Below are 25710 nucleotides of genomic sequence, written 5' to 3'. Positions count from 1 at the left end.
CGCCATCACTGCCGGCTCATGTAGTGGCGGCGCATCCGCTCCTCGAGGTTCTTGTCGGATTCGAGGATCTGCCGGGTGTCGTCCTCGGAGATCCAGTAGAGCTCGACGTCGGTCAGGGCCTCGACGGTCTCGTCGATGAGCATGTGCGAGATCGCGGTGATCCGGCCGAAGCGTTCGCCGACGGTCAGCTCGCGAGGGGTCGAGTCCCCCTTGTACGCCTTCGCGACCCCCTGCCCGATCACGTAGGCGCGGTCGCCGCGATCCCCCTCGCGCACGATGATGTCGCCGCGAGGCCGGTACTCGACCGACATCCTGTCGGCCAGCCTCGCCAGGGTGGACTCCCCGATCCCGGCCAGCTCCTTCGTCTGCGAGAGCGCCTTGCAGATCCGGACGGCCATCGCCGGGCGCACGTTGGAGACGATCCGCCCGGCGACCATGTTCACGATCCGGTCGGCCCGGTCGATCAGGCGCTGGTCGTGCGTGACGATGAGGATCGTCGATCGGGTCGGGCTGTCGGCGAGCTGGTGGAGCATCGTCATGACCGCCTCGCCCGACTCGGCGTCGAGGGCGGCCGTGGGCTCGTCGGCGAGGACGAGGCGGGGGCGGTTCACCAACGCCCTGGCGATGGCGACGCGCTGGCGCTGGCCCCCGGAGAGCTGCGAGGGGTGATGGTGCAGGCGGTCGCCCAGGCCGAGCCGCCCGAGCAATTCGGCCGCGGGTTCTCCGGCCTCACTCGAGGTCTGATGCCGTTCCACCTGGAGCGCCGAGGCCATCCGGACGTTCTCGATGGCGGACAGCGAGCTGAACAGGTTGTGGTGCTGGAAGATGAAGCCGATCTCCCGACGCAGGCGGACCTGGTCCGCCGCCGACATCTCGGCCAGCTCCCGGCCGAGGACCTGCACGCTCCCCTCCTGGACGTGGCGCAAGGCCCCGATGAGGGTCAGGAGGGTCGTCTTCCCCGAGCCCGAGGGGCCGGTCATGATGACCACCTCCCCCGGGTCGATCACGAGCTCGACGTCGAAGAGGACCTGCGAGCGAGCCTCCCCCTCGCCGAAGGCGTAATTCACCCCCTTGGTGCGGACGGCCGGGGGGTGCAGCGGCACGACGGGGACTTCCACCATGCTCATTCGTAGAGTTCCGCCGGGTCGAGGGAAAGCAGGCGGCGTGCGGCCAGGCTGCCGGCGAGCACGCACATCACGATCGTCAACGCCAGGATCATCGCCGCACCCGGCGGCTTGAGCGACATCTCGAGCCCCGTGGAACTCTCCAGCCAGAGGAAGAGCCCCAGGCTCACCACGAGGCCCGACGCGAACCCGAAGAGCGCGAGATAGACGGCCTCCTCGACCACCACCAGGAGCAGCTCGAAGTTGCTGTACCCGATCGCCTTGAGCGTCGCGAACTCGGGGAGCCGGTCGCTGATCTCGCTGAAGAGGACCTGATAACAGATCGCCAGGCCGACGACGAACCCCATCGCCACGCCGATGTCGAAGACGACCCCGAGGGGCGCGGCGTTCTCCCAGAAGTCCTGCTCCTTGGCGAGGAACCTGGCCTTGGTCAGGACGATGACATCCCTCGGAAGCCTCGCCTCGAGGTCTCGCTTGACCTGCATCGGGCTGCTGCCCGGTCGGAGCCGCAGGACGCCGACGTCGATCTTGGTCTCCCCCCACGAAGTACCGCGTCGGTCGGGATAATAGGCGAGCATATTCTGCTCGCTCATGAGGATCGTGCCGTTGCTGCGGAAGTCGGTGCCGAGCGAGAAGGTGCCGACGAGCTTGACCGTGCGCCCGTTCAGCTCCGAGACGGTGCCGGCGGCGAGCTTGCCGTAGAGGTCCTGCTTGGAACGGTCGTCGGCGAGCGCCGACTCGGGCCGGTCCCAGAGGTTGCGCCGGGCCTTGACGGCCTCGATGTCGAGCACATCCTCGCGCGGGGGGAAGGCGACCACGCGAATCCGCCTGGAGAGGCCGGTCAGCGGGTTGCGCCATCGGGTGCGCTCGGCGTCGATGTAGATCGGGCTCGCCCCGGCGATGCCCTCGACGTCGAGCGCCTGCGCCAGCCTCCGGCGCGGGAACGGGGCCGGGTGCGAGATCATGTACCGCGCCCGATTCGTGAGGAAGAGGTCACCGTCCATCCGCGCGATCAGGGAGCTCATGTTGTCGAGCAGGGCATCTCGGAAGCCGTTCTGGAGCAGCATCAGGACCACCGCGAACGCGGCCCCCGCGACCGAGGCCGCCAGGCGTCGGCGGTTCTCGGTCAGGTTGCGCCAGGCCAGGGGCACTCGTCGCATTCGGCTCATCGACGGGCTTCCCCGGATTCTTTGCAGATCCGCTTCATCACGAGATTCGAGCCGCCGTTTGGGTTGTTCATCCTCTCTCGCCCCGATCAGAAGAGGTCGGCCGGGTCCGCCGAGCGGACGCGGCGGAGCGTCAGGAGCCCCGAGCTCAGCGCCGCGACCACGTCGAGGAGGAGGACCAGGAACAGGTTCGCCTGGGTCAGGACCATCGGGATATTCGCCAGGGTCTCCGTGACCCGGTAGAGGATCGCCCCCAGGACCACGGCCGGCAAATACGCGGAGGTCGCATAGATGAACGCCTGGGCGAGGACGACGTTCGACAGGAACCGATCCGTGTGCCCCATCGCCTTGAGCGTGGCGTATTCGGGCAGGTGCTCGCGCACGTCGTTGGAGAGGACCTGGTACACCACCACGGCCGCGACCACCATCGTCACGAAGACGCCGAAGCTGAAGATCTTGCCCGTCGCCGTCTGCGTGACCCAGAAAGCTTGCTCGATCGTATAAAGCTCGTCGCGGGCCATCGGCGTCACGTCGACGGGCAAGGCCCGGCGCAGGGCCTCGATCGTCTCGGCCTCGGTGCCGGGCCGGACCTTGAGCAGGCCGAAGTTGATGGGAGCCTCGCCCACATGGCCGAACGCGCGGGCGAAGTTGCGATCGTCGCAAAGCACGGCGGCGTCGGCCCCGAAGCTCCTCCGCAACGTGAACGGCCCGGCCACCGTCACCGAGCGCCCGCCCAACTCCCACCCCTGGAAGAGGTCGCGCTCGTTCCAGCCGAAGTCGGGGTTGGACCAGCGATTGAAGAGGAGCCGGTCGTCCTCGCGGAGGGCCGAGGCCTGCGACTCGATTTCCCCCTTGATTGGGTCGTGGAAAGGGCTCTTCTCCGGGTCGACGCCGAGGACGAGGAGGTCGCGGACCTGCAAGGGGCGGGGACGGCGATCGCCGAGCCACCAGCGTTTCAAGGCGCCGACCTCGCCGGGCGTGGTGTTCGCGGCCTCGACGGTGACCGGATACGGCGGGCATCGCCACGAGTTCATGCTGGCGTAGAGGGGCTTCGCCGAGGTCACGTTCGCGAGCGACTCGGCCTGGCGGAGGCGCTCGCGAGGGAACTGCCCGGGGTCGTAGAACTGCTCGAACTCGACGGAGACGAGCGCGACGTCGAAGTCGAGCTGGTCGTAGTTGATCGCCGCCGTGACCTTGACCGCCTCGAGGAACCCGAGCTGCAGCAGGACCATGACCGACGCGAAGCCGATCCCCGCGATGGCCACCAGCGACCGCCCCCTCGCATACAGGACGTTCCGCAGCGCCAGCGGGGGCGTTCGGTCTCGCGGCGGGGTCGAGGAAACGGGCATGGTCGAAAACCGCTCCGGGCGCTCGGGGGATCTGGTTGAGGCCGAGGCCCCGCCGCTATCGAGGGCCGCCCGAGGCCGGGCTCGTGCTCGAGCTCGGATCGGGATATGAGGCGGTGTCCGGGGTCGGCGTGATGGTCGCGTCGACCTGCCGCCGCACGAACTTCGAGGCCTCCGCGGCGCTCTCGAGCGCGATGGTCACCGTCACGACCCGGAGGTCCTGCAGGGCCCTCGGGTCCAGGCTCCGCAGCTCGTTCCCCCCCACGATCCGGCCAATTCTGACGACCTTGCCGGCGACCGGGCGCCCCTGGACGAGCACCTCGGCGACGTTCCCGACCGCGAGCCTGTCGACGTCGGTCTGATAGACCTCGGCCTTCGCGACCATCGCCGAGAGATCCCCGAGCGACAGCAACGAGCCGTTGCTGACCTCGCCGGGTCGGATCTGGACGTCGAGCACGAGCCCCGGCCCCGTCGCGCGGACCTCGGTCTGAGCCAGGGCCTCGCGGGCCGCGTCGATCTGCTTGACGAGCACCTCGGTCTCCGGCCCGTTGTCGGCGAGTTCCCGGTCTTCCTGGGCCTGGAGCTTCGGCTTCAGGGCCTCGCCGACTTCCAACTCTCGCAGTTCCAGCTCGGCCTTGAGCGCGGCCATCTCCAACTGGTGTGCGGCGCCGGCGATCTCATACTTCGTCCGGGCGTCCTTCTCGATGATGGCGGAGAGCGTGCCCTGGAGCTTCATGAGCTCGTCATATTTTTGCCGGGTCGATGTGGCGACTTTCGCGGCGGTGTCGTGGCGCGATTGGTAGAGATCCTTGTCACGCTGGCGGTCGAGGGTGATCTTCTCGCGCTGGACGGATCGGCGGAAGTCGGCGCCGGCCTTCTGGGCCTCGGCCAGTTCGACCTGCTTGCGGGCCTGGGCGCTCCCCTCGAGGACGGCGAGGATGTCGCCGGCCTTGACCTGATCCCCTTCCTTGACGCGGACCTCGTCCACGCGGATCCCCGGCCGCACGCCCACGGCGATCAGGCCCGAAGCCGGCTCGAGCCTGGCCAGGGCGTGGATCGGCTCGCCGGGAGACGTGCCAGGGTTCGGGCGGACGAGCGCGGAGCCCGAGGATCCCGAGGTCGCGGCGGGCCTCTGGTCGCCCTGCGCGGCCACCTGCTGCAAGAGTCCCAGGACGGTCAGGATCCCCAGAAGGCCGACTGGGATGAAGTATCGGGCTCGGGTCACGAATCGTGCTCGCATAGGACTGGACCGATCCCCCACGTCGCTGCCCCGCCGACGCCACAGCCCAAAACGGGCGAATCGCGCCTTCGTCACGAGATTTCCTGGCGTCCTGCGCGTCGGGCACCGGGATCATCCGGCCGACCTCGACAATTCAGAATCCATCCAAGTCTTGAGCCTGGATGCGCGCAGCCCGGGCATTCGGGTCAGATCAAAGACGTAACATCTTGCCGCCCGGAAATCAATGACGCATCCCGGGCCCGATGTCCCGAGCGAGGGCCGTCGAGGCGAGCTCAGGCGGCGAGCCTTCGTGATCGCCCGGCCCGATTCCGGGCGTCAGAGCGGCCCGAACGGGGGCGGGTACTCGACATCCCAGAGGGCGTCGCCCAGCGTGCCTGGGACGAGTTCGAGGGCCATGCACGCCGGCCCCGCATAGGGGGACCGTATCGAGCGGTCGGCCTGGTCCGCCGAGAATCCGAACCGGGGATAGAAATCCGGGTGCCCCACGACGACCACGACCTTATGCCCCGCCTCTTCGCAGGCGCTCAGGCCCTCGTGGACCAGTGACGTGCCAATTCCCTGCCGCTGCCACTCCGGGACGACCGCCATCGGCGCCAGGGACACCTCGTCCCGATACTGGCCGCCGGCCCGCAGCGTCAGGGTGCTGAACAGGATGTGGCCGACGATCCGCCCGTCCACCTCGGCGACGAGACTCACGCGGGCGTAGCCGTCCGCGCGCAAGGCGTCGACGAGCCTCGCCTCGTCCTCCTGGCCGAACGCCGCGACGTTGACCTGAAATACCGACGGATAGTCTTCGGGACGCTCGGGGCGAATGGTCACGGTCATCGCGATTCTCGACTCGACCTGGATCGGGGGGTGATCCGACTCGGCTTCGACCGCTCCATCGGAGCAGATCGAATCGCCCGCTGCAATCGCATCGCATCGCATCGCGATGGGGATCGTCGGTGCCAGAGAGCGGCCAGGTCGTCCCCCGGGAGGCCGGGGTCGGGAGACTCCCGGCCCGCTCTCCGGCCGTCCCATCAGTCCTCGGCCTTGATGTCGCCCAGGTCCCTGGATTCGCCCGCCCGGATGACGACATCCTTGACAGCCTGGCCGGCGTACTGGCCGTTCTTCCAGGCTGTGAGGGTGTACTTCAGGCCCGGGACCAGTCCGGAGGCGCGGAACCGCCCGTCCTTGTCGGTCTTGATGGCCGCTGGGAGGGCCCCCTTGTCGAGCTCGGCCCCGTCCTTCTCCCAGACGATCGGGCGATCGCAGATCAACAACGCCCCGGCCTGAGGAAGGTCGCTGCGATCGATGAGCCGACCGGTAAGGATCCCGCAAGGCTCGAGCTTGACGGTCGGGGGAGCCTCCTCGTCGGGCTTGACCACGTAGGCCCCGGCGAGGTTCTTCGCCTCGTGATAGAAGATCAAGCCTCGCTTGCGATGGGGACCGAGCGCGCGGACCTCGAACTCGGCGGTGGGCAGGGGCTTCTCGGACCATCGCTGGTAGAAGTCCTCCGCGCTCATCATCAAAGTGCCGGCGACAGGCTCACCGTCGGGGCCGACGACCTTGCCCTTGAGCGTCCGACCGGGATCGACCCCGATCTCGACCGCGATCGACTCTTCCCCGACCTTGGGGTCGACCTCGACGAGGGTGTTGAAGTTCGCGGGGATGATCTCATCGCGGAGGACCTTGATGACCTCGAGCCCTCCCGCGTCCCGACCCTGGAAGGTCTCGAGCCCCGTCGCGATCCGGTAGGAACCGGGGGCCCAGGCGGCCAGGATGCCCTTGCCGGGGATGACAGCGATCCGGAAGGCGCCCTCCTCGTCGGTCAAGAACGGCCTCATGAAGCGGGTCGTGCCGTACCTCGGATAACCTTTGGCGTGCAGGTTGTCCTGGAGGATGTAGTAGTTGAGCTCGGCGAAGACCGGCTTGCCGGTCGAGCGATCGACGACCCGCCCGCGCACCCAGGTGCCGAGACCCAGGGCAAAGTCCTTGCGGATCGGGCCGGGTGCTCGTGTCTCTTCGATTTTCAGGCTCGTCGGGACATAGGGCGGCCCTCCCTCCGCGACGGCCAGGATGTCCTGGATCCCGCCGTACTTGTCCTTCAGGGATAAGCCCGCGAGCCGGTATTCGCCCTTGGCGTTGGTGGTCGTCTTGAAGTAGCGAAACGGGTTGCCGAAGGGCATCGTCGGCTGCACGGTGATGCCGGCCAGCGGCTTGCCGGTGTCCTTGTCGCGGACCGTGCCGACGACCTCGAGGCCGGGGCCCGCCGCAAGCTCGGGCGTCGCGCCATGGAAGACCTCGTCGGTCCTGGGCACGTTGTCCCGCTCCAGAAACGGGATCTTCACCGGCGGCATCTCCCGGGTCGCGGCATACTCGAAGAGCCTCACGATGCCCGGCCCTTCGATGATCAAGGTCGCGATCCGCTCGCGGCCGATCCCCTTGATCGTGAACCGCCCGTCGCGGTCGGCCTCGACCGCGGGGAGGAGCATCGGGATATCATCGCCCGACCAGGCTCGGAGCGCCTTTTCCTGCGCGGGGTAGGCGGCCTTCTCCTGCTTCAGGACTTCGAGCCACTCGTCGAGCTTGCCGGATTTGGGCCGGAGGATGCCGATGACCTGGACCTTGGCTCCCGCGACGGGACTGCCCTGGAGGTCGAACACTCGCCCTCGGATCGGCACGTCGTCCTTGACGAGGCGGAGCGCCGGCGCGGCGTCGTCGATCGAAGGCTCCAGGAACGCCGGGCCGTAACCATCGGCCATGACCACGACCTGGATCAGTCGATCCCGAGCGGCCTCCCTGTCCTCGGGGGACAGGCGGAAGGAGCCGTCGGGGCCCGAGCGGGTCAGCACGACCGCGCCCTTCGTCACGGGGGCGTAACGCCGGCGGAAGTCATTGACCGGGCCGGGCTCGGGGTAGCACCGATAAACGGTCGCCCCCGCGACGGGCTTGCCCTCGGGGTCGAGCACCCTGGCCTTCGCGCCGGCCTCGGCATCGCCGTCGGCCTTCGCGCCGGGGGCGCATCGGCCTCGACGGCGGACGGGCGGAACGTGACGAACGAGAGCGCCAGCACGGAAAGCGCCGTCGCGGCGCGGATGCCGAGACCCCAGCGCCTCGGGCATGTCGGCTCCACGCGGAAGTTGCGATCGAGCAGCATGACGATCCTCCTCTTGAGTTGCGAGGGACGCTCCCAGAGTGCCAGCGATCCCGCGACCGACAGGGGCAGTGGACGGGGCATCCGCCTCGCCCACGACAGCAAGGCCTCGGCATAATCGGCCCGCCCCGTCGCCGCCGCGGCGTCGGCCAGGAGTTCCTGGTCCTCGCGGGTCCGACGTCGCAGCCACCAGTACGCGGGGTGTGCGAAAAGGACGGGCATCAGGAGCCCCGAGAGGGCGATCCAGCGGAGGTCACCGTTGCGGAGGTGTGCCCATTCGTGCGCCAGCGCGGCCTCGAGCCGGCATCGCGGCTCCTCCTCGATGAACCGCTCGGGCAGGATGATCGTCGGCCGCAGCAGACCCACCGCGACGGGTTGGGCCAGCCGCCCGGAGAGGAGCAGGTCGGGCGTGGCGCGGCCGTCGCCGATGATCTGTTCCAGCAGCTCTCGCGACGATTGAGGGGCCAATCGCGATCGGCGCCGGAGGAGGATCGTCTGCCACAATCCGATCCCGAGCCAGGCCAGCACCGTCGCCACGCCGACCATGTACGCACGCCCGGCGAGGCCCGGCCAATCGAACGTCCACCTACCCGGTGATGTTCGAACCGATGGCCCGATCGAAGGTCGAGCCGATGCGTCGGTCCCCATGCTCGGATCACGTCCGGTCGGCGAGGACGGAGTTCTCGGCATCCGTTCCTGGAGGCGCGGCCGGCTCTCGAGTTGCGCGGGCCCGCGGATCTCGGAATCCCGCACCGACGTCAAAGCCGCCGCAGTGCGATCCGGCTTCATCTCGCCCGGCCGACTGCGCCAGCTCGCCCGAGGCCAGCCGGGCAAGGCCGCCAGGATTGCGAGCATCGCCAGGCCGAGGACGGTCGACCGGGCGATGGCGAGGCGACGCGCCGGCTGTCGCATCCGAGCCATGACGACGACCGCCGCGAGCAGGACGACCGTCGCGAGGGCGTAATAGTCGACGAGCCAGTCATTGATCGTTCCCGACCAGGGTCTCATCCTTTCGTCCCTCCCTTGTCGTCCCGCTCCCGGGCCCGCTTCTTGGCGTCGGCGATCATGACCTCCAACTCCTCGAGTTCCTCCAGGCTCGGCCTGCGCGACTGGAGGGCTCGTGCGACGTACTCGCCCATCGCGCCGTCGAACACCTGGTCGAGGAATCCCCCCGCGAGCTTGCGGAAGACGCTGTCGCGCTTGACCTTGGCGAAGTAGGCGTAAGCCTTCCCGGCCGACTCGTGTCCCACCAGCCCCTTCTGCTCCATGGTCTGGAGCAGGCTCAACGCCGTCGTGTACGCGAGCTCGCCGTCGCGTGGCTTGAGCTCTCCATAGATCTCTCGCACGGTCGCGCGCCCCCGGCGCCAGAGGACCTTCAGCGCCTCCAGCTCTCGCGAGGTCGGTGTCACATCAGCCATGACCTACTCCTACGGGACGAGGCGTAACAACGTCCTCTATCGTACGAGTCGTCCCGTAGATGTCAACGAGTTGTTTCGCGTTATTGACGGCGCTGCGGGGCCGGTCATGAATGCGGGGGGGGTTGAGATGGGATGAGGGGAGGGGCGTGATCCCCTCGGCTCGCGATGGCCGAGGGGATCTCGCGCCGCCCGGCGGGGCCCCGATCGGGGTCCCGCCGGACGCGGAGGCAAATGAGATACGACAATTCATCAGAATGCGTCGGACGAGATCACTTCGCCGCCGTTGCGGGTGGCGAGGGCCTGGAAGACGCCGGGGGCCTGGCCGTTGAGGTTGTACTCGGGGTTCGAGAAGGTGATGGCCTTCGGGTTCCACGAGTTGACCGAGTCCTTGATGAACCGGACCGAGCCGTCGCAGAAGGCCGAGTTGACGCCGCCGGGGTGGAGGCTGGTGGAGACCGGCGTGAAGTTCCGCTTCGAGGGGCGGGGGAACATGTAGGTGCCGGGCCAGAGGCCGCCGTTTCCGTTCGAGGCCGGCTCCGACTCCTGATACGACTTGAAGTAGTTGGGCGGGAAGAGGGCGGCGATGACGGTGTCGCCGTAGTCGCCCGAGGTCCACCAGTTCGGCCCGTTGGGGTTCGTGCTGAACGACGACTGGGCCTTGGTGAACGAGTGCTCCATGTAGAGGATCGTGTTGCTGGTACCGTCCGTGATGTCGGCCAGCTTCACCGGGGCGACGCTCGGGCGGCCGTCGCCGCAGCAGCCGCCGATGTAGGAGAAGATCCCCTGCATCCGGCTCATGACGTTGTTCGCCCCGACGCCGTTGGCGTAGTAGAGCAAGGGGCCGCCGTTGCCGGCGTAGCTGCTGTAGCAGACGGGGATGATGGAGTCGTCCCAGCCGGTCTGGTCGGTCGAGCGGAAGCCGACGATGTTGCCGTCGCTCGGGCACCAGAGGGTCGAGAGCCCGATGGAATTCACGGTGGCATTCGGCGCCAGCATGATCATCAGGTTGACGTTGAACGAGTTGTAGGCGTTGCCGGCTTCCATGAACTGGGAGATCGCCACGAACGGGCCGAAGTTCTGGCGGATGGTCGTCCCGTCGTAGAAGCGGCCCCGGTGGTCGCCCATCGGGAACGAGCCCACGGCGGACTCGTAGTTGTGCGTCGCGAGCGCGAGCTGCTTGAGGTTGTTGGTGCACTGGATGCGGCGGGCGGCCTCGCGGGCGGCCTGCACGGCGGGGAGAAGCAGGGCGATCAGCACGGCGATGATCGCGATCACCACCAGCAACTCGATCAGGGTGAAGCCACGCGCGGGCTTCCGGATCTCGGACGAACGGGTCATCGAACTCTCCATAGGGAGGGAATGAGGTCGTCGACGCGCGTGGGGGGGCACGAGCCGACGACGATCCGCACCGTCGGACGACTTCGTCCGACGGAGGGTCAAGGCCGAGGGCAATTCATCGAATCAGAAGGAAGCGGGGTTGCCCGGGGCGGGCCGTCTCAGGAGCGAGGCTTGCCCGCCGACTTGCGGGCCTCCCGGAGCTTCTGCTTGTACTCGAGCATGTCTTCGCGATCCATCTCGCGGATCTTCGCCCACTCTTTCGGAGTGAACTCGGACTTGTCGAACGCCGCGGAGGTCGTCTGGCTCGCCTTGGGAGCGGGCGTCTCCGAGGGGGAGCATCCCATCCACCCCATCGGCAGGGCAAAGAGCCCGACGGCGGTCATTCGGACGAGGCCCGACCATCGCGCGGCCGGGCGGAAAGAGGTCCACCAACTCCTCATCGAAGGGGGGCTCCAGGAACTCTCCTCGGCGCGCTCGCCCAGGGAGGACGAACGCCGACCAGGATCCGAGGCGGGCATCGCGAGGGCGACATCGCTCCACGCGTCCCGCCCGTCATGGCGGGTCCGAAGAGCTTAGTCGATCTCGGGAAAGTCGGCGCGAAGGGGTTGCGAAGATTTATTGAATCTTCCTCCAACAAATCAACACAAAATCACGAAAGCCGACTTGCATCCTTAGCGATCCCGGGCAACCGGCCTACAATCCGCAACTTCGCCGGCCGGGAAGCCCGCAATGCGATGATGTGTGGAGACAGACCATTCCCCCAGATTTACGGAAGGGAGAGTTCGATGAGACTCGTCATCGGCGCGACAGGGACGAACGGCCGGACGGTGCTCGACCGCCTCGCGAAGTCGGGGGAGCGCACGCGGGCCCTGGTCCGCAGCCCGTCGAAGGCCGCCGAGGAGCACGCGAACCTCTTCCGCTGATCGGCTCGACCCGGGGGCCTCCGGGACGACCGGAGGTTCCCCCCTTCGTCCTCGAGTCGTTCAGAGCGTGAACCCGGGGTCGACCTTGCTCGCCGCGCCGATCTTGCAGAGCTGGTCGAGGGTCTCGACGAAGAGGTCGAAGAGATTCTTGAGCCGGTCGAGGTCCTTGAGCGTGCCTCGGATCTCGAAGGAGAGCTCGTCGACGCCCTCGGGGAACCTGGGCTTGAACCAGCCCTCGTCGTCCTTGACCTGGAAATGGAGCCTGGGCTGGAGGCTCAGGTGGACCCGGAGGCTCTTGCTGGAGAGGAGTTCCTTGACCTTCGCCTCGTCGTTCCCCTGGATGACGAAGGCCTCGTCGAAGTCGGGGTCGCCGACCTCGATATCCTGCATCCCGAACAGCTTACCCAGCTCGGTGAAGGGCCCCTTACGGTAAATCTTGAACCGGAATCCGTCGGGGTTTAGATAAGGGACCCTCATTCGCGTGTAAGGGTGGGAGTGCTTGCCCTCCGACTTGTTGTAGGTGTCGAGGGTGATCGTCCAGGGGGGGACGTGGGCGTCGACCCGACTCCCCTTCCAGAATCCCCCCTCAGCGAAATCGGCGCCGATCTCGTCGCTGAGTAGCCTCCAGACTTCATCCCGGCTCGGTCCGAACCACCCCATGGCCTGCTCCTTCGCGATTGTCGTACGCTCTTGGCATACGGGTCTTCGTCGACGGCTTCGAATCGTTGGAGGCGTCGGCCCTTTTCGTGGCTCGCGCCGGGCGATCTCGACGCCATCCTCCTCTCCGGCTCACCAGGAAGATAATCATGAAGATCCTCTACCTCCACGGGCTCTATTCGAAACCGGGCGGCAAGAAGCCGAGTTTCCTGCTGGGCCGGGGCTACGAGGTCTCGAACCCCGGCATGCCCGACGACGACTTCGCCGCCTCGGTCCGGATCGCGAACGAGGCGTATGCGGCCTCGCCTCCCAATCTGGTCATCGGCAGCAGTCGCGGCGGCGCCGTGGCGTTGAATATGGACTCGGGCTCGACCCCGCTCATCCTGATCGCCCCCGCCTGGCGCAAGTGGGGCCTCGCCAACCGAGCCAAGCCCGGCACGACGATCCTACACTCCGAGCACGATGCCGTGATCCCGATCGCCGACAGCCGCCTCCTGCTCCAGGCCAGCCTCCTCCCCGAATCCGCCCTGATCGTCGTCGGCCTCGACCATAACATGATCGACGAGGAAGCCTTCCAGGCGCTCATCAATGCCATCGAGAAACCACGAGCCCTTTGAGTTGCGAGACCTTGAGTCGAGCTCGTGTACCAGTCATCCCTCGAGCAAGCCGCCACGAGCAGTATTCTTTCCCCCCTGATTTCGAAACGGTCTCTCGCATCAAGTTTAGGTTTGAGAGATGCATCGGGCATACCCAGATCCGCCCCCGGGGTTGATCTATTCCGAACATCCGAACACTATGATACGAAGAGTGGCGAGGTCCATTCGGCGTTGAGGAGGTGAGACGTGGCTGAAACGATCGAAGGCGTTATTCACGGCAATACCATCGAACTCCGGACGAATCCCGGCCTTGCGGATGGCCAAAGGGTCGAGGTGAAAGTTCGGGTTATCGCATCGCCCGAAGCTCGAATTGATGCCATCCTGAAAACGGCAGGCTCGCTTGCACATCTCCCGCAAGACGCGTGGGACGATCTCGATCAGATCATCCGAGAACGCGAGGGAGCCGGGAGACATCGTGAGATCTCCGAATGAGCTTCCTGCTCGACACCAACATTGTCTCGGCCCATTTCAAGCGGCCTACACGACTTGTCCATCGCTTCATGCAGCATTCGGGGCAAATGGCGATCCCGACGGTAGTCCTAGGAGAGCTTTACGACTGGGCGTACAGGCGTAACGATCCCACACCGATTCTCGAATCAATCCGACTGTTGATCGAGACTATCGAGGTTCTCGATTTCGACCCGGAATGTGCCGAGCAGTTTGGAAGACTTCGCGCCTCGCTCAGCCAAGATGGGTCGCGAATCGACTCAATTGACCTGATGATCGCGTCGGTGGCCTTGACTCATGACCTGACTCTGGTCACGAACAATACCGTCCACTTCACACCGATCCGAGGACTCAGGCTCGTAGATTGGTTGACTCCTTAAGAGACAGAGACGCGCCCTCCCGCAACGCATAACTGGCTTATTCAAATTTTCAATACAAATTCGAGCTCGCTTCGGGATTGCGAAGGCAGAGCCACTTCAAAGGCTCGGTGGCCGAGATCGCGATTCAACGGCGGTGAATGCTTGACGCCGTCGCTATAAGATCCTGGTATGTGCAGGCAATTCCCCCCTTCAAATGGGGCGGTCGGGCTACTCTGATCGTCCGTCCATCGGCACAGGGAGCAAAGCATGTCTAATCAGGGGAAAGTCGCGTTTATTACCGGGGCGAACAAGGGGATCGGGCTCGAGACGGCCAAGGGGCTCGGGAAGCAGGGGATCGCCGTCGTCATCGGGAGCCGCGACGAGGCCAAAGGCAAGGCGGCCGTCGAGAAGCTCAAGGCCGAGGGGATCACCAACGCCGAGGCCGTCAAATTCGACGTGACCCGGGCGGAGGACCATCAGGCGATCGTCCAGCACATCCAGGAAAAATACGGCAAGCTCGACATCCTGGTGAACAACGCGGGCGTCGCGCTCGACGAGGCCGACTTCGGCGCACCCGGCGGGGCGAACACGACCTCGACCGTGACCCAGGACATCCTCCGCAAAACATTCGAGACGAACTTCTTCGCCGTCATCGCGCTGACGCAGGCCCTCCTGCCCCTCATCCGCAAGGCTCCCACGGGGCGGATCGTCAACCTGTCGAGCATCCTCGGCTCGCTCGGGCTCCACTCCGACCCGAAGTCTCCGATCTACTCGATGAAGGCGTTCGCCTACGACGCCTCGAAGACGGCGCTCAACGCCTTCACCGTCCACCTCGCCCAGGAGCTCAAGGACACGCCGATCAAGGTCAACTCGGCCCACCCCGGCTGGGTGAAGACGGACATGGGCGGGCCGGCGGCCCCGATGGAGCTCTCCGAAGGGGGCAAGACGAGCGTGGAACTCGCGACGCTCGCCGACGACGGCCCGACCGGCGGCTTCTTCCACGTCGGCGAGGCCCTGCCCTGGTGATTTGAGAGAGTACCGCCGGGCCATGGGCACAGAAACGGCTCATGGCCCGGTCCTCCTTTTGCGATCCCCAAGTCTCTGGTTTTATCTGAGCTGCTGGGCCAGTCCGATGATGATGCCCTCGGGCCCGCGCAGGAAGCAGAGACGGTAGATGTCCTTGTACTGGGTGATCTCGCCGACGAGTTCCGCACCGTGGCCATGCAGGCGGGCAACGACGTCGTCGACGTTATCGACGGCGAACATGATGCGGCGTAGCCCCAGCGCGTTCGCCGGGGCGTCTTTCGGCTCGGCCCTGACCGCCGGCGGCGTGTGGAACCTCGTCAGCTCGACCCGGCCGTGGCCGTCCGGGGTCTTCATCATGACGATGTCGGCACGGACGCCATCGAGCCCGATGGTGCGGTCCACCCAGCTCCCCTCGACCGTCGTCTGACCTTCCAGCTCCATGCCGAGCTCGACGAAGAACGCCTTGGCCGCCTCGAGGTCTTCGACAACGATGAGAATGTTGTCCATCCGCTGAATCGTCATAAGTCACCTCCGTATGGCCTTCGGGAGACTCACCCAGGAGTGAGTCGAATATTTCGCTCCAACGCGACGAACGAGGAAATAACCGAGGCGCGTCCAGTTGCCCCGGCTGCCGGACTCCCGGTCGGCCCGAACGCGGATCGTCAACGAGTGCGGCCCCGAGGGCAGGTTGTCGGCGATCATCAGGTAGGTCGGGTTGTGATAGGTCTGATGGAATGCGGCCTGGAAGGGGCTGAACGGATCCCGGGCCGAGCCGTCCAGTTCGACCGTCCCCCCGGGTATCAGCGCGGAGGGGCGCGTCAATTGTCCCCCTGCTCCAGGCGTTGCAGCTCGACCATCTCGCGATAGCGGACGCTCTCGGCCATGAGCTCGTCGTGGGTGCCGGCCTCGACGACGACACCTTCATGGAGGACGAGGATTCGGTCGGCGCTCCGGATCGTGCTGAGGCGGTGGGCGATGACGAACGAGGTCCGCCCTTGCAGCAGGGTCGTCAGGGCGTCCTGGATGAGCCGCTCGCTGTGACTATCGAGGTTGCTCGTGGCCTCGTCGAGGATGAAGATCCTCGGGTCCGCGAGCACTGCGCGGGCGATCGCCAGGCGTTGCCGCTGCCCGCCGCTCAGGCGGACCCCGCGCTCGCCGATCCTGGTGTCGTATCCCTCGGGGAGTTGCTCGATGAACTCGGCCGCGTTGGCGATCCTCGCGGCGTGCTCGACCCTCGCGCGGGTGGCGCGGCGGTCGGCATAGGCGATGTTCTCGGCGACCGTGCCGTCGAAGAGGAAGACGTCCTGCTCGACGATCCCGAAGAGTTGCCGATAGGACTCGACGTCGATGTCGCGGAGGTCCTGGCCGTCGATCCGGACGGCCCCCTGCGTGGGGTCGTAGAACCTGGCGATGAGGTTGCAGAGGGTCGTCTTCCCCGAGCCGCTCCGGCCCACCAGCGCGACGACCTCGCCCGGCTCGATGTCGAGGTCGATATGGTGGAGCACGTCGACGCTCGTGCTAGGGTAGCGGAAGCTGACGTCATCGAACGTGACCCTCCCCTGCACCGCCCGCTTCGTCAGCTTGCGGGCCCCTTCCACCACGGGCATCTCGCGAGGCTCTTCCAGCACGTCGAGCACGCGGTCGAAGCCGGACAGGTTGTTCTGCAACTGGGTCACGCTCGTCGCCAGCACGGCCAGGGGCTCGAGGAGCATGGCCAGGTAGACGAGGAACATCATCAGGTCGCCGATCGAGAGCCGGCCGTCGAGCACGCGCAGGCCGCCGTAGAGCATCAGGGCCCCCGAGGCCGCCGGCATGAGCAGGTCCCAGAGCAGCTCGACGCCCCGCGTCCATTGCCAGGTGAACAACTCCTGACGGGTCATGTAATGGTTCTCGCCGACGAACCGGGCGCTCTCGCGCCTCTGCCGCCCGAAGGCCCGGACCACGCGCATGCCGCCGAAGGCCTCGGCCGACGAGGCGTCGATCTCCTGGCGCTGCTTGCGGACGTCGCGATAGAGCGGTCGGAGCCTCCGGTTCCAGAGCCGATCGGCCATGTAGAGCAGCGGGGCCAGCAGCAAGGCGCTCGAGAGCAATCGCCAGTCGACCCAGATCAGGACCGCGACCCCGCCGATGAGCTGCACGACCGCCCGCCAGGGGTTGTAGAGCATGCTGAAGACGAGCTCGCCGACGCCCCCCGCGTCGTCGCGCAGGAGGCTCGACACGCCCCCCGCCCGCAGTTGATAGACCCGATGCAAGGGGAGTCGCACCGCATGCTCGAAGACCTTCCGACGCATCGCGACCTGCAAACGCTTGGACGCCACGGTCGCCCGCCAGCGCCCCCAGAGCCCCAGCAATGAGCCGAGCACCGACACCACCATCACCCCGGAGACCAGGAAGAGGAGCTTCCCCCTGGCCGTGAGCGGCGGTTCGAGCCAGCTCGGCATGCTTCCGGGCCAGGGTTTGCCGAGCAGCACGTTGTCGATGACCAGCTTGGTCGCCGCCGGCGGCACGAGCTTGAGCAACGTCGCGAGCGAGAGCGAGACCATGGCCATCGCGATCGTCAGCCGATGCCCTTCCAGGAACCGGTAGAGCTCGCGATAGAGCCGGGGCAGGGAGCGAGTCTTCGTCGTCGGCTTATTCTCGGGCGAGTCCTTGCCGCCGGGCTCCTTGCGATACGAGAGGAACCGCAGGCGGCTCGAGATCCGATGCTGGAGTGACAACGACCCATCCTCCTATTTCGTGTTCGGCAAGGGAGTCCCTACGCGAGGTCAATCCCTTTTGCGTCCCCGTTGCCGACGTATTCCAGTTCGAAACAGTTTCACGTCATGATCGGTTCGCCGCGTCGATCGCCCGCCGCAGGTCCAGGGCCCCCTTCTGGATCTCGGCCGGGCCGTAGGCGGAGAAGCCGAGGATCAAGGTCGGGCGCGGCGGCGGGGTCGCATAATAGAGCGAGGCCGGGTGCAGCTCGATCCCCGCGGCCTTCGCCGCGCGGAGGATCGTCGCCTCGTCCCGACCCTCGCAAAGCCGGGCGACGAGATGCATCCCCACCTCGACCGGCTCGAGCTCGAAGACGTCCCCCAGGTGCCGGGAGAATGCCGATAGCAGAGCTTCCTGGCGCTCGGCGTAGAGGGTCCGCATCCGGCGCACGTGGCGGCCGAAGTGCCCCTCGTCGATGAAGTCGGCCAGCACCGCCTGCTCGATGATCGGGGAGTGGCGATCCGCCAGCCAGCGCGACGCCGCGAAGGCGGGAACCAGTTCCCTGGGCAGCACGAGGAAGCCTAGCCGCATTGAGGGAAAGAGGATCTTGCTGAAGGTCCCCATGTAGATGACCCGCCCCGAGTCGTCAAGCCCCTGGAGCGCGGGGAGAGGGCGGCCGGCGTAGCGGAACTCGCCGTTGTAGTCATCCTCCAGGATCCAGGCGTCGGCCTCGCGGGCCCATTCGAGCAGGGCGAGCCGGCGCGGCAAACTCATGGTCACCGCCAGCGGCCACTGACTGCTCGGCGTGATGTAGGCGAGCCTCGCCTTGGGGTGGCTCTTGATACCCGCGTCCACGTCGAGCCCCTGGCCATCGACCGGCACGGAGACGACCCGCGCCCCGACCTGCTCGAACAGCATCCGTCCGGGGAGATAGCCGGGCTCCTCGATCCAGGCGAGGTCGCCGGGGTCGAGCAGGAGCCGGGACATCAGCTCGATCGCCTGCTGAGTCCCCGCCGTGACTACGACCTGATCGGCCTCGCAGCGCACGCCCCGGGCGGATCCCACATAGGCGGCGATGGCCTCGCGCAAGGGCCTGTAGCCGCAAGGATCCCCCAATGCGAGCATCGACCGCGGCATCCGCCGATACCGACGCGCCGTGAGCTGCGACCAGAGCTCGAGCGGGAAGGCATCGAGCGCGGCCACGTGCGGCTGGAACGGCGCGACCCGGTTCCAGGGGTTGTTGCAGAGGTAGTGCCCCAGGCCCTCGAGTTCGCGCCCTCGCCTCGACAGGTGGAGCGGACGGCCGTCGCCCCTCGATGCCCGCGAGCAAGCCGGGCGGCAGGCCTGGAGCAGGCGGTCGGGGAGTTGCCGCGAAACCCGCGTCCCCGAGCCGAGGATCGACTCGATGTAGCCCTCGGCCGTCAGTTGGAGATAGGCCCCCGAGGTCGTGTTGCGGGAGATCCCCAGCTCCTGCGCCAGTTGCCGGGTCGACGGCAGGCGCTCCCCCGGCTTGAGCCGCCCTTCGAGGATCGCCCGCCGCAACTCCTCCTGGAGCTGCCGGTAGAGCGGTTCGGGGCTCGACTCGTCGAGGGCGAGCGTCCCCAGATCGAAGCGCGGCGATCGCGGCATCCTTGGGCGGCCAGGCATCGTGAAGTGGCCTCATACCTTGTGCCCGGACTGGCTCTTTCCCTGGATCCAGTTTACGGTACGATTCCCGAGAAGACCAGGGGCGCTCCGATCTGAATCCGATCCGGGCAGGGCCCGGGACCAGTTGGTCCCGGGCGAACCTTGCGAAACCCGGCCCGACCCGGGAATGAAAAAGGGGAGACTTATGGCCAACATGAAGGGTGTCGAACCGAGCGAGGCCGGCTGGTTCACGCGGCTGATCTATCGGCTCGTGCAGCACAAGATGGGGAAGCTCACCGGCGCCAGACGCCTGGTCGAGCCGATCAAGGTCATGGGACACCACCCAGGGCTCCTCTGGGCGATGGGCCAGATGGAGATGGGGCAGGAAGCGGCGAAGAGCGTCGACGTGGGATTGAAGTCGCTGGCCTCGGTGAAGGTGGCGACGCTCGTCGGTTGCCACTTCTGCATCGACATCGGCACGGCCATCGCGACCCGCCAGGGCCTGACCCCGGAGAAGGTGGCCGACCTCGACGACTTCGAGGCCAGCCCCCACTTCAGCCGGGTCGAGAAGCTCGTGCTCCGCTACGCCGTCGCCATGAGCCAGACGCACGTCGAGATCCCCGAGGAATTGACCCGAGACCTCCAGCGCGAGTTCAGCCCGCGACAGCTCGTCGAGCTGACCTCGTCGATCGCCTGGGAGAACTACCGGGCCCGCTTCAACCAGTCATTCGGCCTCACCGCCGAAGGGTTCGCCGCCGGGATGGGCTGCCCCCTGCCCTCGCCCGCTAGGCCGCTGGCAACGGGCCATGCAAGCTGACCGCTTGACCGCGGAAATCTCGTAACGAGGTGAGCCGCCATCGAACCCGAAACGACGTCCGAATCCAGTCTCGGCCTCCCGGACCACCTCCGGCGTATCCGCCTCGCCGAGGAGGTGCGGCGAACGAGAGGGTCGTGATCTACGTCGGCCCGTTCGTTAGAGTAATGGAGGGGCGAACCGAACCACCCTGCGGCCTGGCGTGGAGATTGGATGATGGAGGAGACGTTGCCGGCGACATCTGCGCCGGGAGCGCTGACGAAGCTGGCGGAAACCATTGCGAACGTCCCGCGAGTCAACTTGCGCGACACCGAGCCGTTCACCGGCCCGGGGCCGATCGTCCGCCCCTCGTCGGCCGAGATGCCGAGCCCGACCGACCGCCCTGCCCGGCTCCAACTGCTGGGCGAGGTCGCCCGCGGCGGCATGGGGGTCATCATCAAGGGGCGCGACAGCGACCTCGGCCGCGACCTGGCCGTGAAGGTCCTGCTCGAGCAGCATCGCGAGAACCCCGACCTGATCCGCCGGTTCGTCGAGGAAGCCCAGATCTCCGGCCAGCTCCAGCACCCCGGCGTGGTCCCGGTCTACGAGTTGGGGACCCTCGCCGACCGCCGGCCCTATTTCGCCATGAAGCTGGTCAAGGGCCGCACCCTGGCTGCCCTGCTGGCGGAGAGGTCCGACCCGGCCGAAGACCTGCCGAGGCTCCTGGGAATCTTCGAGCAGGTCTGCTTGACGATGGCCTATGCCCACGTCCGAGGGGTCATCCATCGCGACCTGAAGCCTTCGAACATCATGGTCGGCAGCTTCGGCGAGGTCCAGGTGATGGACTGGGGCCTGGCCAAGGTCTTGCCGCAAGGAGGGGTCGCCGACGACGGCGAGGCCGGGCTCAGCGAGAATCCGACGTTGATCCAGACGGGCCGGTCGGGCGAGGACGCCGATCACTCCCAGGCGGGCTCGATCATGGGCACCCCCGCCTACATGCCGCCCGAGCAGGCCAGCGGCGACCTCGATCGCCTCGACGAGCGGGCCGACGTCTTCGCGCTGGGCTCGATCCTCTGCGAGATGTTGACCGGCAAGCCGGCATTCACGGGCCGATCCTCGGGCGAGATCCACCGCAAGGCCCTCCGGGGGGACCTGACCGAAGCCAACGACCGGCTCGACTCCTGCGCGGCCGACGCGGAGCTCGTCGGCCTGGCCCGCGAATGCCTGGCGAGCGAGCCCGAGGACCGGCCCCGGAACGCCGGCGAGGTCACCGAGCGATTCACCGCCTACCTGGCCGGCGTGCAAGAGCGCCTGCGGGCGGCCGAGATCGCACGGGTCGAGGCGCAGGCGAGGGCAGACGAAGAGGCCAAGTTGCGGAGCCTGGCCGACGCGCTGGCGCAGAAGGCGCAGGCGCACGCGGTCGAGGAAGGTCGGCGGCGACGGCTCCAGTTAGGGCTCGCCGCCTCGGTCCTGGCCCTCACCATCGTCGGCGGCCTGGCGACCGCGACCTACCTCCACCAGCGACAGGCGCGGGCCTCGCAGGTCGAGCTGGCGCTGAACGAGGCGACCCTGCTGCGCGACCAGGCGAGGGAAGCACCCGACGAGATCGGCCGCTGGCAGGCGACCGGCGAGGCGATCCGGCGCGTGGAGGTGGCCCTGGGGGATGACGGCAACGCGCTGGCCCGGCTACGGCTCGGCGATTTGCGTCGCGAGGTCGAGGCCGGCGCCTCGGCCGCCCGCCGCGACCGCGAATGGCTCGATGCTCTCGCGGAGATCCGCAGCGGACACCTGGGCGCCAGGCCGAGCGTGACGGACGTGGCCTATACCGAGGCCTTCCGTCGGGCCGGGATCGACGTCGACCTCCTGACCCCGGCCGAGGCCGTCGACCGCCTCCGGGCCCGGCCCGCCGCGGTGGTGCTCCAGGTTCTACCTTATCTCGATGGCTGGTCGCTCGTCCGCCGCAACGATAAACAACCGCTGGAGCGTTGGCGGCGCCCCCTGGACGTGGCCCGCGCCGCCGACTCCGACGCCTATCGCAACCGGCTCCGCGAGCTGGTCGAGCACCCGGACGGCAGGAATCAAGGCGAGGCCCTGCGGGCCCTGGTCCAGGATGAACACTTCACCAAACTCTCGCCCACCAGCGTCCTGCAGTTCGCCTCCGCGCTGAAGGAGGCCCGTCATCCGGCGGCGGTCGGGCTGCTCGTGTCGGCCGCGCAGCACTACCCGGACGACGTCTGGATCAACTACAGCCTGGCGGAGACCCTGGCCGAGTTGCCCGACCGGCGCGAGGAAGCCGTGCGTTACTATACGGCGGCCCGGGCGCTGCGACCCGAGTCGGCCCATAACCTGGCCCACCTACTCGAGCGGATGGGACGAGTCGACGAGGCGCTCGCCACCTTCCGGGCGCTGGTGAAGGTAAGGCCCACGGAAGCCCGGAACATCGGGTGCCTGGGCACGATGCTCCTGGGCCACGAGCATCGCGAGGAGGGGCTGAAGACGCTCGACCGGGCCATCGCCACGGCCCGCGAGGCGATCCGCCGCCGGCCCGGTGACGCCGGAGAACTCTACGTCCTCGGCTACTTGCTCGCCGCCAGGGAAGACCCGGATGGGGCCATCGCCGCCTACCGCGATGCCCTCCGGTTCGACCCCGGCCACACGGGCGCCGTGACCGATCTGGTGACCATGCTGAAGAACCGGGGCGATCAGGATGGCGTCATCGCCGTCCTTCGACCGGCGATCCGGGTCAGGCCCGACGACGACTGGTCACACCAGGCTCTGAGTGCGGCGCTCCAGGCGAAAGGCGACCACGACGGCGCCATCGCCGAGATCCGCGAGGCGCTCCGGCTCAACCCCGACGAACAGGCCTACCGCACGCGACTCGACGCATTGCTCAAGCCGCAGAAGGATTGACGAGGCCGTCGCCTGAGTGAGGGCTTCGACCCGACCTGACGCCTGACCTCAGCACTCTTCCGGCTCGCGGACCTTCGCCGGGAACAGGAGCCTCGCGCCGAGGCCGCCGAGGAGACCGAAGACGAGGCTGAGCACGGCGTTCGTCGCCCCGAAGACGGCCACGGCCAGCGCCTCGATCTCGGCATCACGCCCCCCCTGCCATCCGCACGTGATCTTCCGAAAGCGAGATCCGACTCGCGAGGAATTCCAGGTTACACTTGCATCTCCCGCCTTGGACCGGTTCGCGGGGATATTCGGTAACGGGAGGTTGGGCCTTGGGCAGACTCACTCGCCTTGACGGTTGGGCTCGCGGCATCAGGTCCTTCGTCGAGTCCCCGATCACGGATCTCGTGAAGGGGTTGAGCCTGATGGTGATCGGCGTCGCCGATCTGTCGCGGACATTCCGGGAAGACTTCGCGCATGGTCGGCTCCGCGTGGGCCACGGCCTCATCATCATCGGCTTCTTCGGGGTCCTCTCCGCCCTGCCGCATCTCATCGAGGCCCTGCAGGCGAGCACGCGATACCTGGATTATCGCGAGGAGAAGAAAGAAGAGAGAGCCCTCGAGGAGAGTTAGCCACCTTGCCTCTCCTCCGGTGCGATCCTCATAAGAGGAGTCGGGCCGACGGAGCCTCGGCATTCCGACGCGGATCACCTCGAGCCGGACCATTCGACATGGACAATGAGTCGACGATCGTGGGCTGCCCCGTCTGCGGGCAGCGGCTCCGGATACCCGCCCGCCAGGGAGATTTCGTCTACACGTGCCCGGCCTGCCGCTCGCGCTGGGAAGGCTCGCCGCCGGCGGCGATCACGCACTTCGAGCCCGATCCGAAGCGAAGGGCCCCGCTCGAACCTTGCATCGAGGCGGGCGAGGATTCGATCAAGGCTGCCCTCCCAGGCTCCGACTGGCCGAGCAACATCCTCTCGCTCAGGACGGTCGTCTACGGCAGCGGGAGGATCGCCCGCGAGGGGGACGAGGTCCGGCACGACGTCGACCCGGAGGAACTGGCGCTCTGCCGTCGACTGGCGAGCGAGGCCCGCGGGCTCCTCGACGGGAAGGTCAATGCCGGGCTCGGCAGCGAGGCCGACATGACTTTCGCCCCGTTCTGGATCGCCGCCAATCGCGGGGCTTCGGCCGCCTCGAAGATCGACGAAGCGATCATCCGCGCGGGGTTCGGCGAGACGATCTATCCGCCGGCACGCATCGGCATCCAGCCCCTGGAGGAAGGGGCGAAGTGGTGGTCGGCCGTGCTGATGGTCGGCGAGGAGATCGCCGAGATCGAGGCGATGTCCGATGAAGTCGAAAGCGATGACCCGATAGCTCCTTCCGAGCCATTCGTGTCCACCTGGTGTGGCCTCACCCACTGGTTCCGCGACCAGCCCGAGTTCGTGGACGCGGCCTTCGTGGCGATCGGCGATTACGATCACCTCGTTCGCCTGGACTGGGAGGGGAACTACTTGCCGGCAGGCGCGGTCGGGACGCCCAGCAATTATCCAAAGTTCTTCCTGGGGCTGACCCGTCGAGGCAGCCTGGCGGGCATCTCCACGTACGTCGTGCAAACCTGAGGCGACGAGGCGCGGGGTCAGGCAAGAGTCCGAAGCGGACCCTGGGGGGTTCCGGCTTCGAGCGGGGTCGATCGGGCGACGGTTTCGAACGCTTGCCTTCAAACCCGGACTGGCCTGGTGCAGACGAGAGGTCGACGCCGATGCCCCTCGACTCGTCGAAGGCCATCGGTCTCAGCAAGCGGGAAGCGCCGATCGAGCGCTCACGAGGTGGGGCGGTGGAACCGGATCCGGAGGGTTGGATCCACCCGCGCTCACTCCCGCATGCTGCGGCTTCCGGTATCCAGCGGAAGGACCGAACGTCAGGCCTTCTTGGCGGCGGCCTTCTTCTTCGGGGCGGCCTTCTTGGCGGGCGCGGGCGCGGCGGCCACGGGCTCGGGGGCGGCGATCGGTTCCGGCGCGACGACGGGGGCCGCGGCTTCGACCACCGGGGCGGCGGCTTCCTTCTTCGGCTTCGGGGCGGCCGGCTTGGCCTTCACCTTGGTCACGGTCGCGGGCTTGGCGACGACCTCGGCCTTGGCCTTGGGCGCGGCTTCCTTCTTCGGGGCGGCCTTCTTGGCGGCCGGCTTCGCGACCTTGACCTCGACGGCGGGCGCGGGGGCGGCGGCCTTGACGGCCTCGGCCTTCTTCGCGGCCGGCTTGGCGGCGGGGGCGGCGGGCTTGGCAGCAACCTTTTTCGCGGCCGGCTTGGCGGCGGCGGTCTTCGCGGGCTTGGCAACGGACATGGGGTCGATCCTTTCAACGGGAAAGCGACGAGACATGATTGGCCCGATCGAGCCCGATAGCGGGACCGCCAGAACTGGCGGGGGCCCCGCGCATCGTTCGTCGGCGAGAGCGTACCCAGCACCCTGACTGATAAACCAGCATGATAACACGTCTGGGGACGACCTGTGTTGGCTACCCCCGGAGAGGCGGTTGGTGGGGTTGCAGCACGCTCCCGACGACCTCGAATTCAAGCGGGAACAGGATAAATTTATGGTGATCTCGAAATCAGAGCAAGAGGTGTAATCGGCTGGATTTCCTGAATTTTTGAGCCCGGTTGAAAAATCCGACATCTCCCCCCTCGGATGGGCCCGATCAAGCCGTCTACATCCCCTCAGGCCACCTCCCGCGGCCCCCTGTCTCCGGGCGCGGGGCCAGCCCGAAGGCCCTCTCCCTCGCCGCGAAACGCAAGGTCGAGACGCCCCCCCGGCCTCTCCCCGCCGGCCCCCTCGAAATCGAGGAGCTCTTTGAGCCTTCGATATAAACATT

The 25710-nt window shown here is 67.2% G+C and carries 25 protein-coding genes; 9 read left to right on the top strand and 16 right to left on the bottom strand.

Annotation, left to right across the window (positions count from 1 at the left end):
• Positions 1 to 5: 5 nt before the first annotated feature.
• The 10 genes from ACOYYX_RS04965 to ACOYYX_RS04920 form a co-directional block, all read right to left on the bottom strand.
• The gene (locus ACOYYX_RS04965) at positions 6 to 1127 is read right to left on the bottom strand and encodes an ATP-binding cassette domain-containing protein (RefSeq protein ID WP_422928830.1); all 1122 of its coding nucleotides are present in this window, start codon (positions 1125 to 1127) and stop codon (positions 6 to 8) included.
• The gene (gene devC / locus ACOYYX_RS04960; RefSeq protein WP_422928829.1) at positions 1124 to 2293 is read right to left on the bottom strand and encodes an ABC transporter permease DevC; all 1170 of its coding nucleotides are present in this window, start codon (positions 2291 to 2293) and stop codon (positions 1124 to 1126) included. Before devC ends, ACOYYX_RS04965 begins: the two co-directional genes overlap by 4 nt.
• Before the next feature lie 86 nt (positions 2294 to 2379).
• Entirely contained in the window at positions 2380 to 3639 is a 1260-nt protein-coding gene (locus ACOYYX_RS04955; RefSeq protein WP_422928828.1) for an FtsX-like permease family protein, read from the bottom strand.
• Between the two features lie 55 nt (positions 3640 to 3694).
• On the bottom strand, positions 3695 to 4861 hold the full coding sequence (locus ACOYYX_RS04950; RefSeq protein ID WP_422928827.1) for a biotin/lipoyl-binding protein: 1167 nt from the start codon (positions 4859 to 4861) through the stop codon (positions 3695 to 3697).
• Positions 4862 to 5191: 330 nt separating this feature from the next.
• Complete coding sequence (locus ACOYYX_RS04945; RefSeq protein ID WP_422928826.1) at positions 5192 to 5701, bottom strand: GNAT family N-acetyltransferase; 510 nt, start codon at positions 5699 to 5701, stop codon at positions 5192 to 5194.
• Positions 5702 to 5895: 194 nt separating this feature from the next.
• Positions 5896 to 7827 (bottom strand): carboxypeptidase-like regulatory domain-containing protein, encoded by a 1932-nt coding sequence (locus ACOYYX_RS04940; RefSeq protein ID WP_422928825.1) that lies wholly within the window; start codon positions 7825 to 7827, stop codon positions 5896 to 5898.
• Entirely contained in the window at positions 7725 to 9020 is a 1296-nt protein-coding gene (locus ACOYYX_RS04935; RefSeq protein ID WP_422928824.1) for a M56 family metallopeptidase, read from the bottom strand. The genes ACOYYX_RS04940 and ACOYYX_RS04935 overlap by 103 nt, the downstream gene beginning before the upstream one ends.
• A complete protein-coding gene (locus ACOYYX_RS04930; protein WP_422928823.1) occupies positions 9017 to 9430 on the bottom strand; it encodes a BlaI/MecI/CopY family transcriptional regulator in 414 nt (137 codons plus the stop codon). Before ACOYYX_RS04930 ends, ACOYYX_RS04935 begins: the two co-directional genes overlap by 4 nt.
• Positions 9431 to 9679: 249 nt before the next feature.
• Positions 9680 to 10768: a DUF1559 domain-containing protein gene (locus tag ACOYYX_RS04925; RefSeq protein ID WP_422928822.1), complete on the bottom strand. Its 1089-nt coding sequence runs from the start codon at positions 10766 to 10768 to the stop codon at positions 9680 to 9682.
• 158 nt (positions 10769 to 10926) lie between these two features.
• Positions 10927 to 11208 (bottom strand): hypothetical protein, encoded by a 282-nt coding sequence (locus ACOYYX_RS04920; RefSeq protein WP_422928821.1) that lies wholly within the window; start codon positions 11206 to 11208, stop codon positions 10927 to 10929.
• 345 nt (positions 11209 to 11553) lie between these two features.
• On the opposite strand from ACOYYX_RS04920, the gene ACOYYX_RS04915 reads away from it, so the two are divergent.
• Positions 11554 to 11691, top strand: coding sequence for an NmrA family NAD(P)-binding protein (locus tag ACOYYX_RS04915; RefSeq protein ID WP_422928820.1), 138 nt, complete (start codon positions 11554 to 11556; stop codon positions 11689 to 11691).
• 60 nt (positions 11692 to 11751) lie between these two features.
• Here ACOYYX_RS04915 and ACOYYX_RS04910 read toward each other — a convergent pair whose 3' ends face one another.
• On the bottom strand, positions 11752 to 12351 hold the full coding sequence (locus ACOYYX_RS04910) for a DUF3137 domain-containing protein (RefSeq protein WP_422928819.1): 600 nt from the start codon (positions 12349 to 12351) through the stop codon (positions 11752 to 11754).
• Positions 12352 to 12497: 146 nt separating this feature from the next.
• Here ACOYYX_RS04910 and ACOYYX_RS04905 point away from each other — a divergent pair, with 146 nt between their 5' ends.
• The 4 genes from ACOYYX_RS04905 (at position 12498) to ACOYYX_RS04890 (ending at position 14836) form a co-directional block, all read left to right on the top strand.
• Positions 12498 to 12965 (top strand): alpha/beta hydrolase, encoded by a 468-nt coding sequence (locus ACOYYX_RS04905; protein WP_422928818.1) that lies wholly within the window; start codon positions 12498 to 12500, stop codon positions 12963 to 12965.
• A gap of 225 nt (positions 12966 to 13190) precedes the next feature.
• Complete coding sequence (locus ACOYYX_RS04900; protein WP_422928817.1) at positions 13191 to 13436, top strand: hypothetical protein; 246 nt, start codon at positions 13191 to 13193, stop codon at positions 13434 to 13436.
• Entirely contained in the window at positions 13433 to 13831 is a 399-nt protein-coding gene (locus tag ACOYYX_RS04895) for a type II toxin-antitoxin system VapC family toxin (RefSeq protein ID WP_422928816.1), read from the top strand. The genes ACOYYX_RS04900 and ACOYYX_RS04895 overlap by 4 nt, the downstream gene beginning before the upstream one ends.
• 246 nt (positions 13832 to 14077) lie before the next feature.
• The gene (locus ACOYYX_RS04890) at positions 14078 to 14836 is read left to right on the top strand and encodes an SDR family oxidoreductase (protein WP_422928815.1); all 759 of its coding nucleotides are present in this window, start codon (positions 14078 to 14080) and stop codon (positions 14834 to 14836) included.
• Between the two features lie 81 nt (positions 14837 to 14917).
• Here ACOYYX_RS04890 and ACOYYX_RS04885 read toward each other — a convergent pair whose 3' ends face one another.
• The 4 genes from ACOYYX_RS04885 to ACOYYX_RS04870 form a co-directional block, all read right to left on the bottom strand.
• Positions 14918 to 15358, bottom strand: a complete 441-nt coding sequence (locus tag ACOYYX_RS04885) for a VOC family protein (protein ID WP_422928814.1) — start codon at positions 15356 to 15358, stop codon at positions 14918 to 14920.
• 3 nt (positions 15359 to 15361) lie between these two features.
• Positions 15362 to 15658 carry a hypothetical protein gene (locus ACOYYX_RS04880; protein WP_422928813.1) on the bottom strand — a complete coding sequence of 99 codons (297 nt, stop codon included), beginning with the start codon at positions 15656 to 15658 and terminating at the stop codon, positions 15362 to 15364.
• Positions 15655 to 17553, bottom strand: a complete 1899-nt coding sequence (locus ACOYYX_RS04875; protein WP_422928812.1) for an ABC transporter ATP-binding protein — start codon at positions 17551 to 17553, stop codon at positions 15655 to 15657. Before ACOYYX_RS04875 ends, ACOYYX_RS04880 begins: the two co-directional genes overlap by 4 nt.
• Before the next feature lie 103 nt (positions 17554 to 17656).
• Entirely contained in the window at positions 17657 to 19159 is a 1503-nt protein-coding gene (locus tag ACOYYX_RS04870; protein ID WP_422928811.1) for a PLP-dependent aminotransferase family protein, read from the bottom strand.
• A gap of 211 nt (positions 19160 to 19370) precedes the next feature.
• On the opposite strand from ACOYYX_RS04870, the gene ACOYYX_RS04865 reads away from it, so the two are divergent.
• The 4 genes from ACOYYX_RS04865 to ACOYYX_RS04850 all read left to right on the top strand — a co-directional run bounded on the left by ACOYYX_RS04865 (position 19371) and on the right by ACOYYX_RS04850 (position 24462).
• Positions 19371 to 19973: a carboxymuconolactone decarboxylase family protein gene (locus tag ACOYYX_RS04865; protein ID WP_422928810.1), complete on the top strand. Its 603-nt coding sequence runs from the start codon at positions 19371 to 19373 to the stop codon at positions 19971 to 19973.
• Between the two features lie 210 nt (positions 19974 to 20183).
• Positions 20184 to 22859: a protein kinase domain-containing protein gene (locus ACOYYX_RS04860; RefSeq protein WP_422928809.1), complete on the top strand. Its 2676-nt coding sequence runs from the start codon at positions 20184 to 20186 to the stop codon at positions 22857 to 22859.
• 314 nt (positions 22860 to 23173) lie between these two features.
• Positions 23174 to 23473 carry a hypothetical protein gene (locus ACOYYX_RS04855; RefSeq protein WP_422928808.1) on the top strand — a complete coding sequence of 100 codons (300 nt, stop codon included), beginning with the start codon at positions 23174 to 23176 and terminating at the stop codon, positions 23471 to 23473.
• 98 nt (positions 23474 to 23571) lie between these two features.
• Positions 23572 to 24462: a zf-TFIIB domain-containing protein gene (locus ACOYYX_RS04850; RefSeq protein ID WP_422928807.1), complete on the top strand. Its 891-nt coding sequence runs from the start codon at positions 23572 to 23574 to the stop codon at positions 24460 to 24462.
• Positions 24463 to 24761: 299 nt separating this feature from the next.
• Here ACOYYX_RS04850 and ACOYYX_RS04845 read toward each other — a convergent pair whose 3' ends face one another.
• Positions 24762 to 25184: a hypothetical protein gene (locus tag ACOYYX_RS04845; protein ID WP_422928806.1), complete on the bottom strand. Its 423-nt coding sequence runs from the start codon at positions 25182 to 25184 to the stop codon at positions 24762 to 24764.
• Positions 25185 to 25710 lie beyond the last annotated feature (526 nt).

It is taken from the genome of Singulisphaera chitinilytica (assembly GCF_049331405.1).
In the GTDB taxonomy this organism is placed as follows: Bacteria; Planctomycetota; Planctomycetia; order Isosphaerales; family Isosphaeraceae; genus PoT.
The sequence above is the reverse complement of the archived record's forward strand: the minus strand, read 5'-3'. Positions and strand labels throughout refer to the sequence as shown.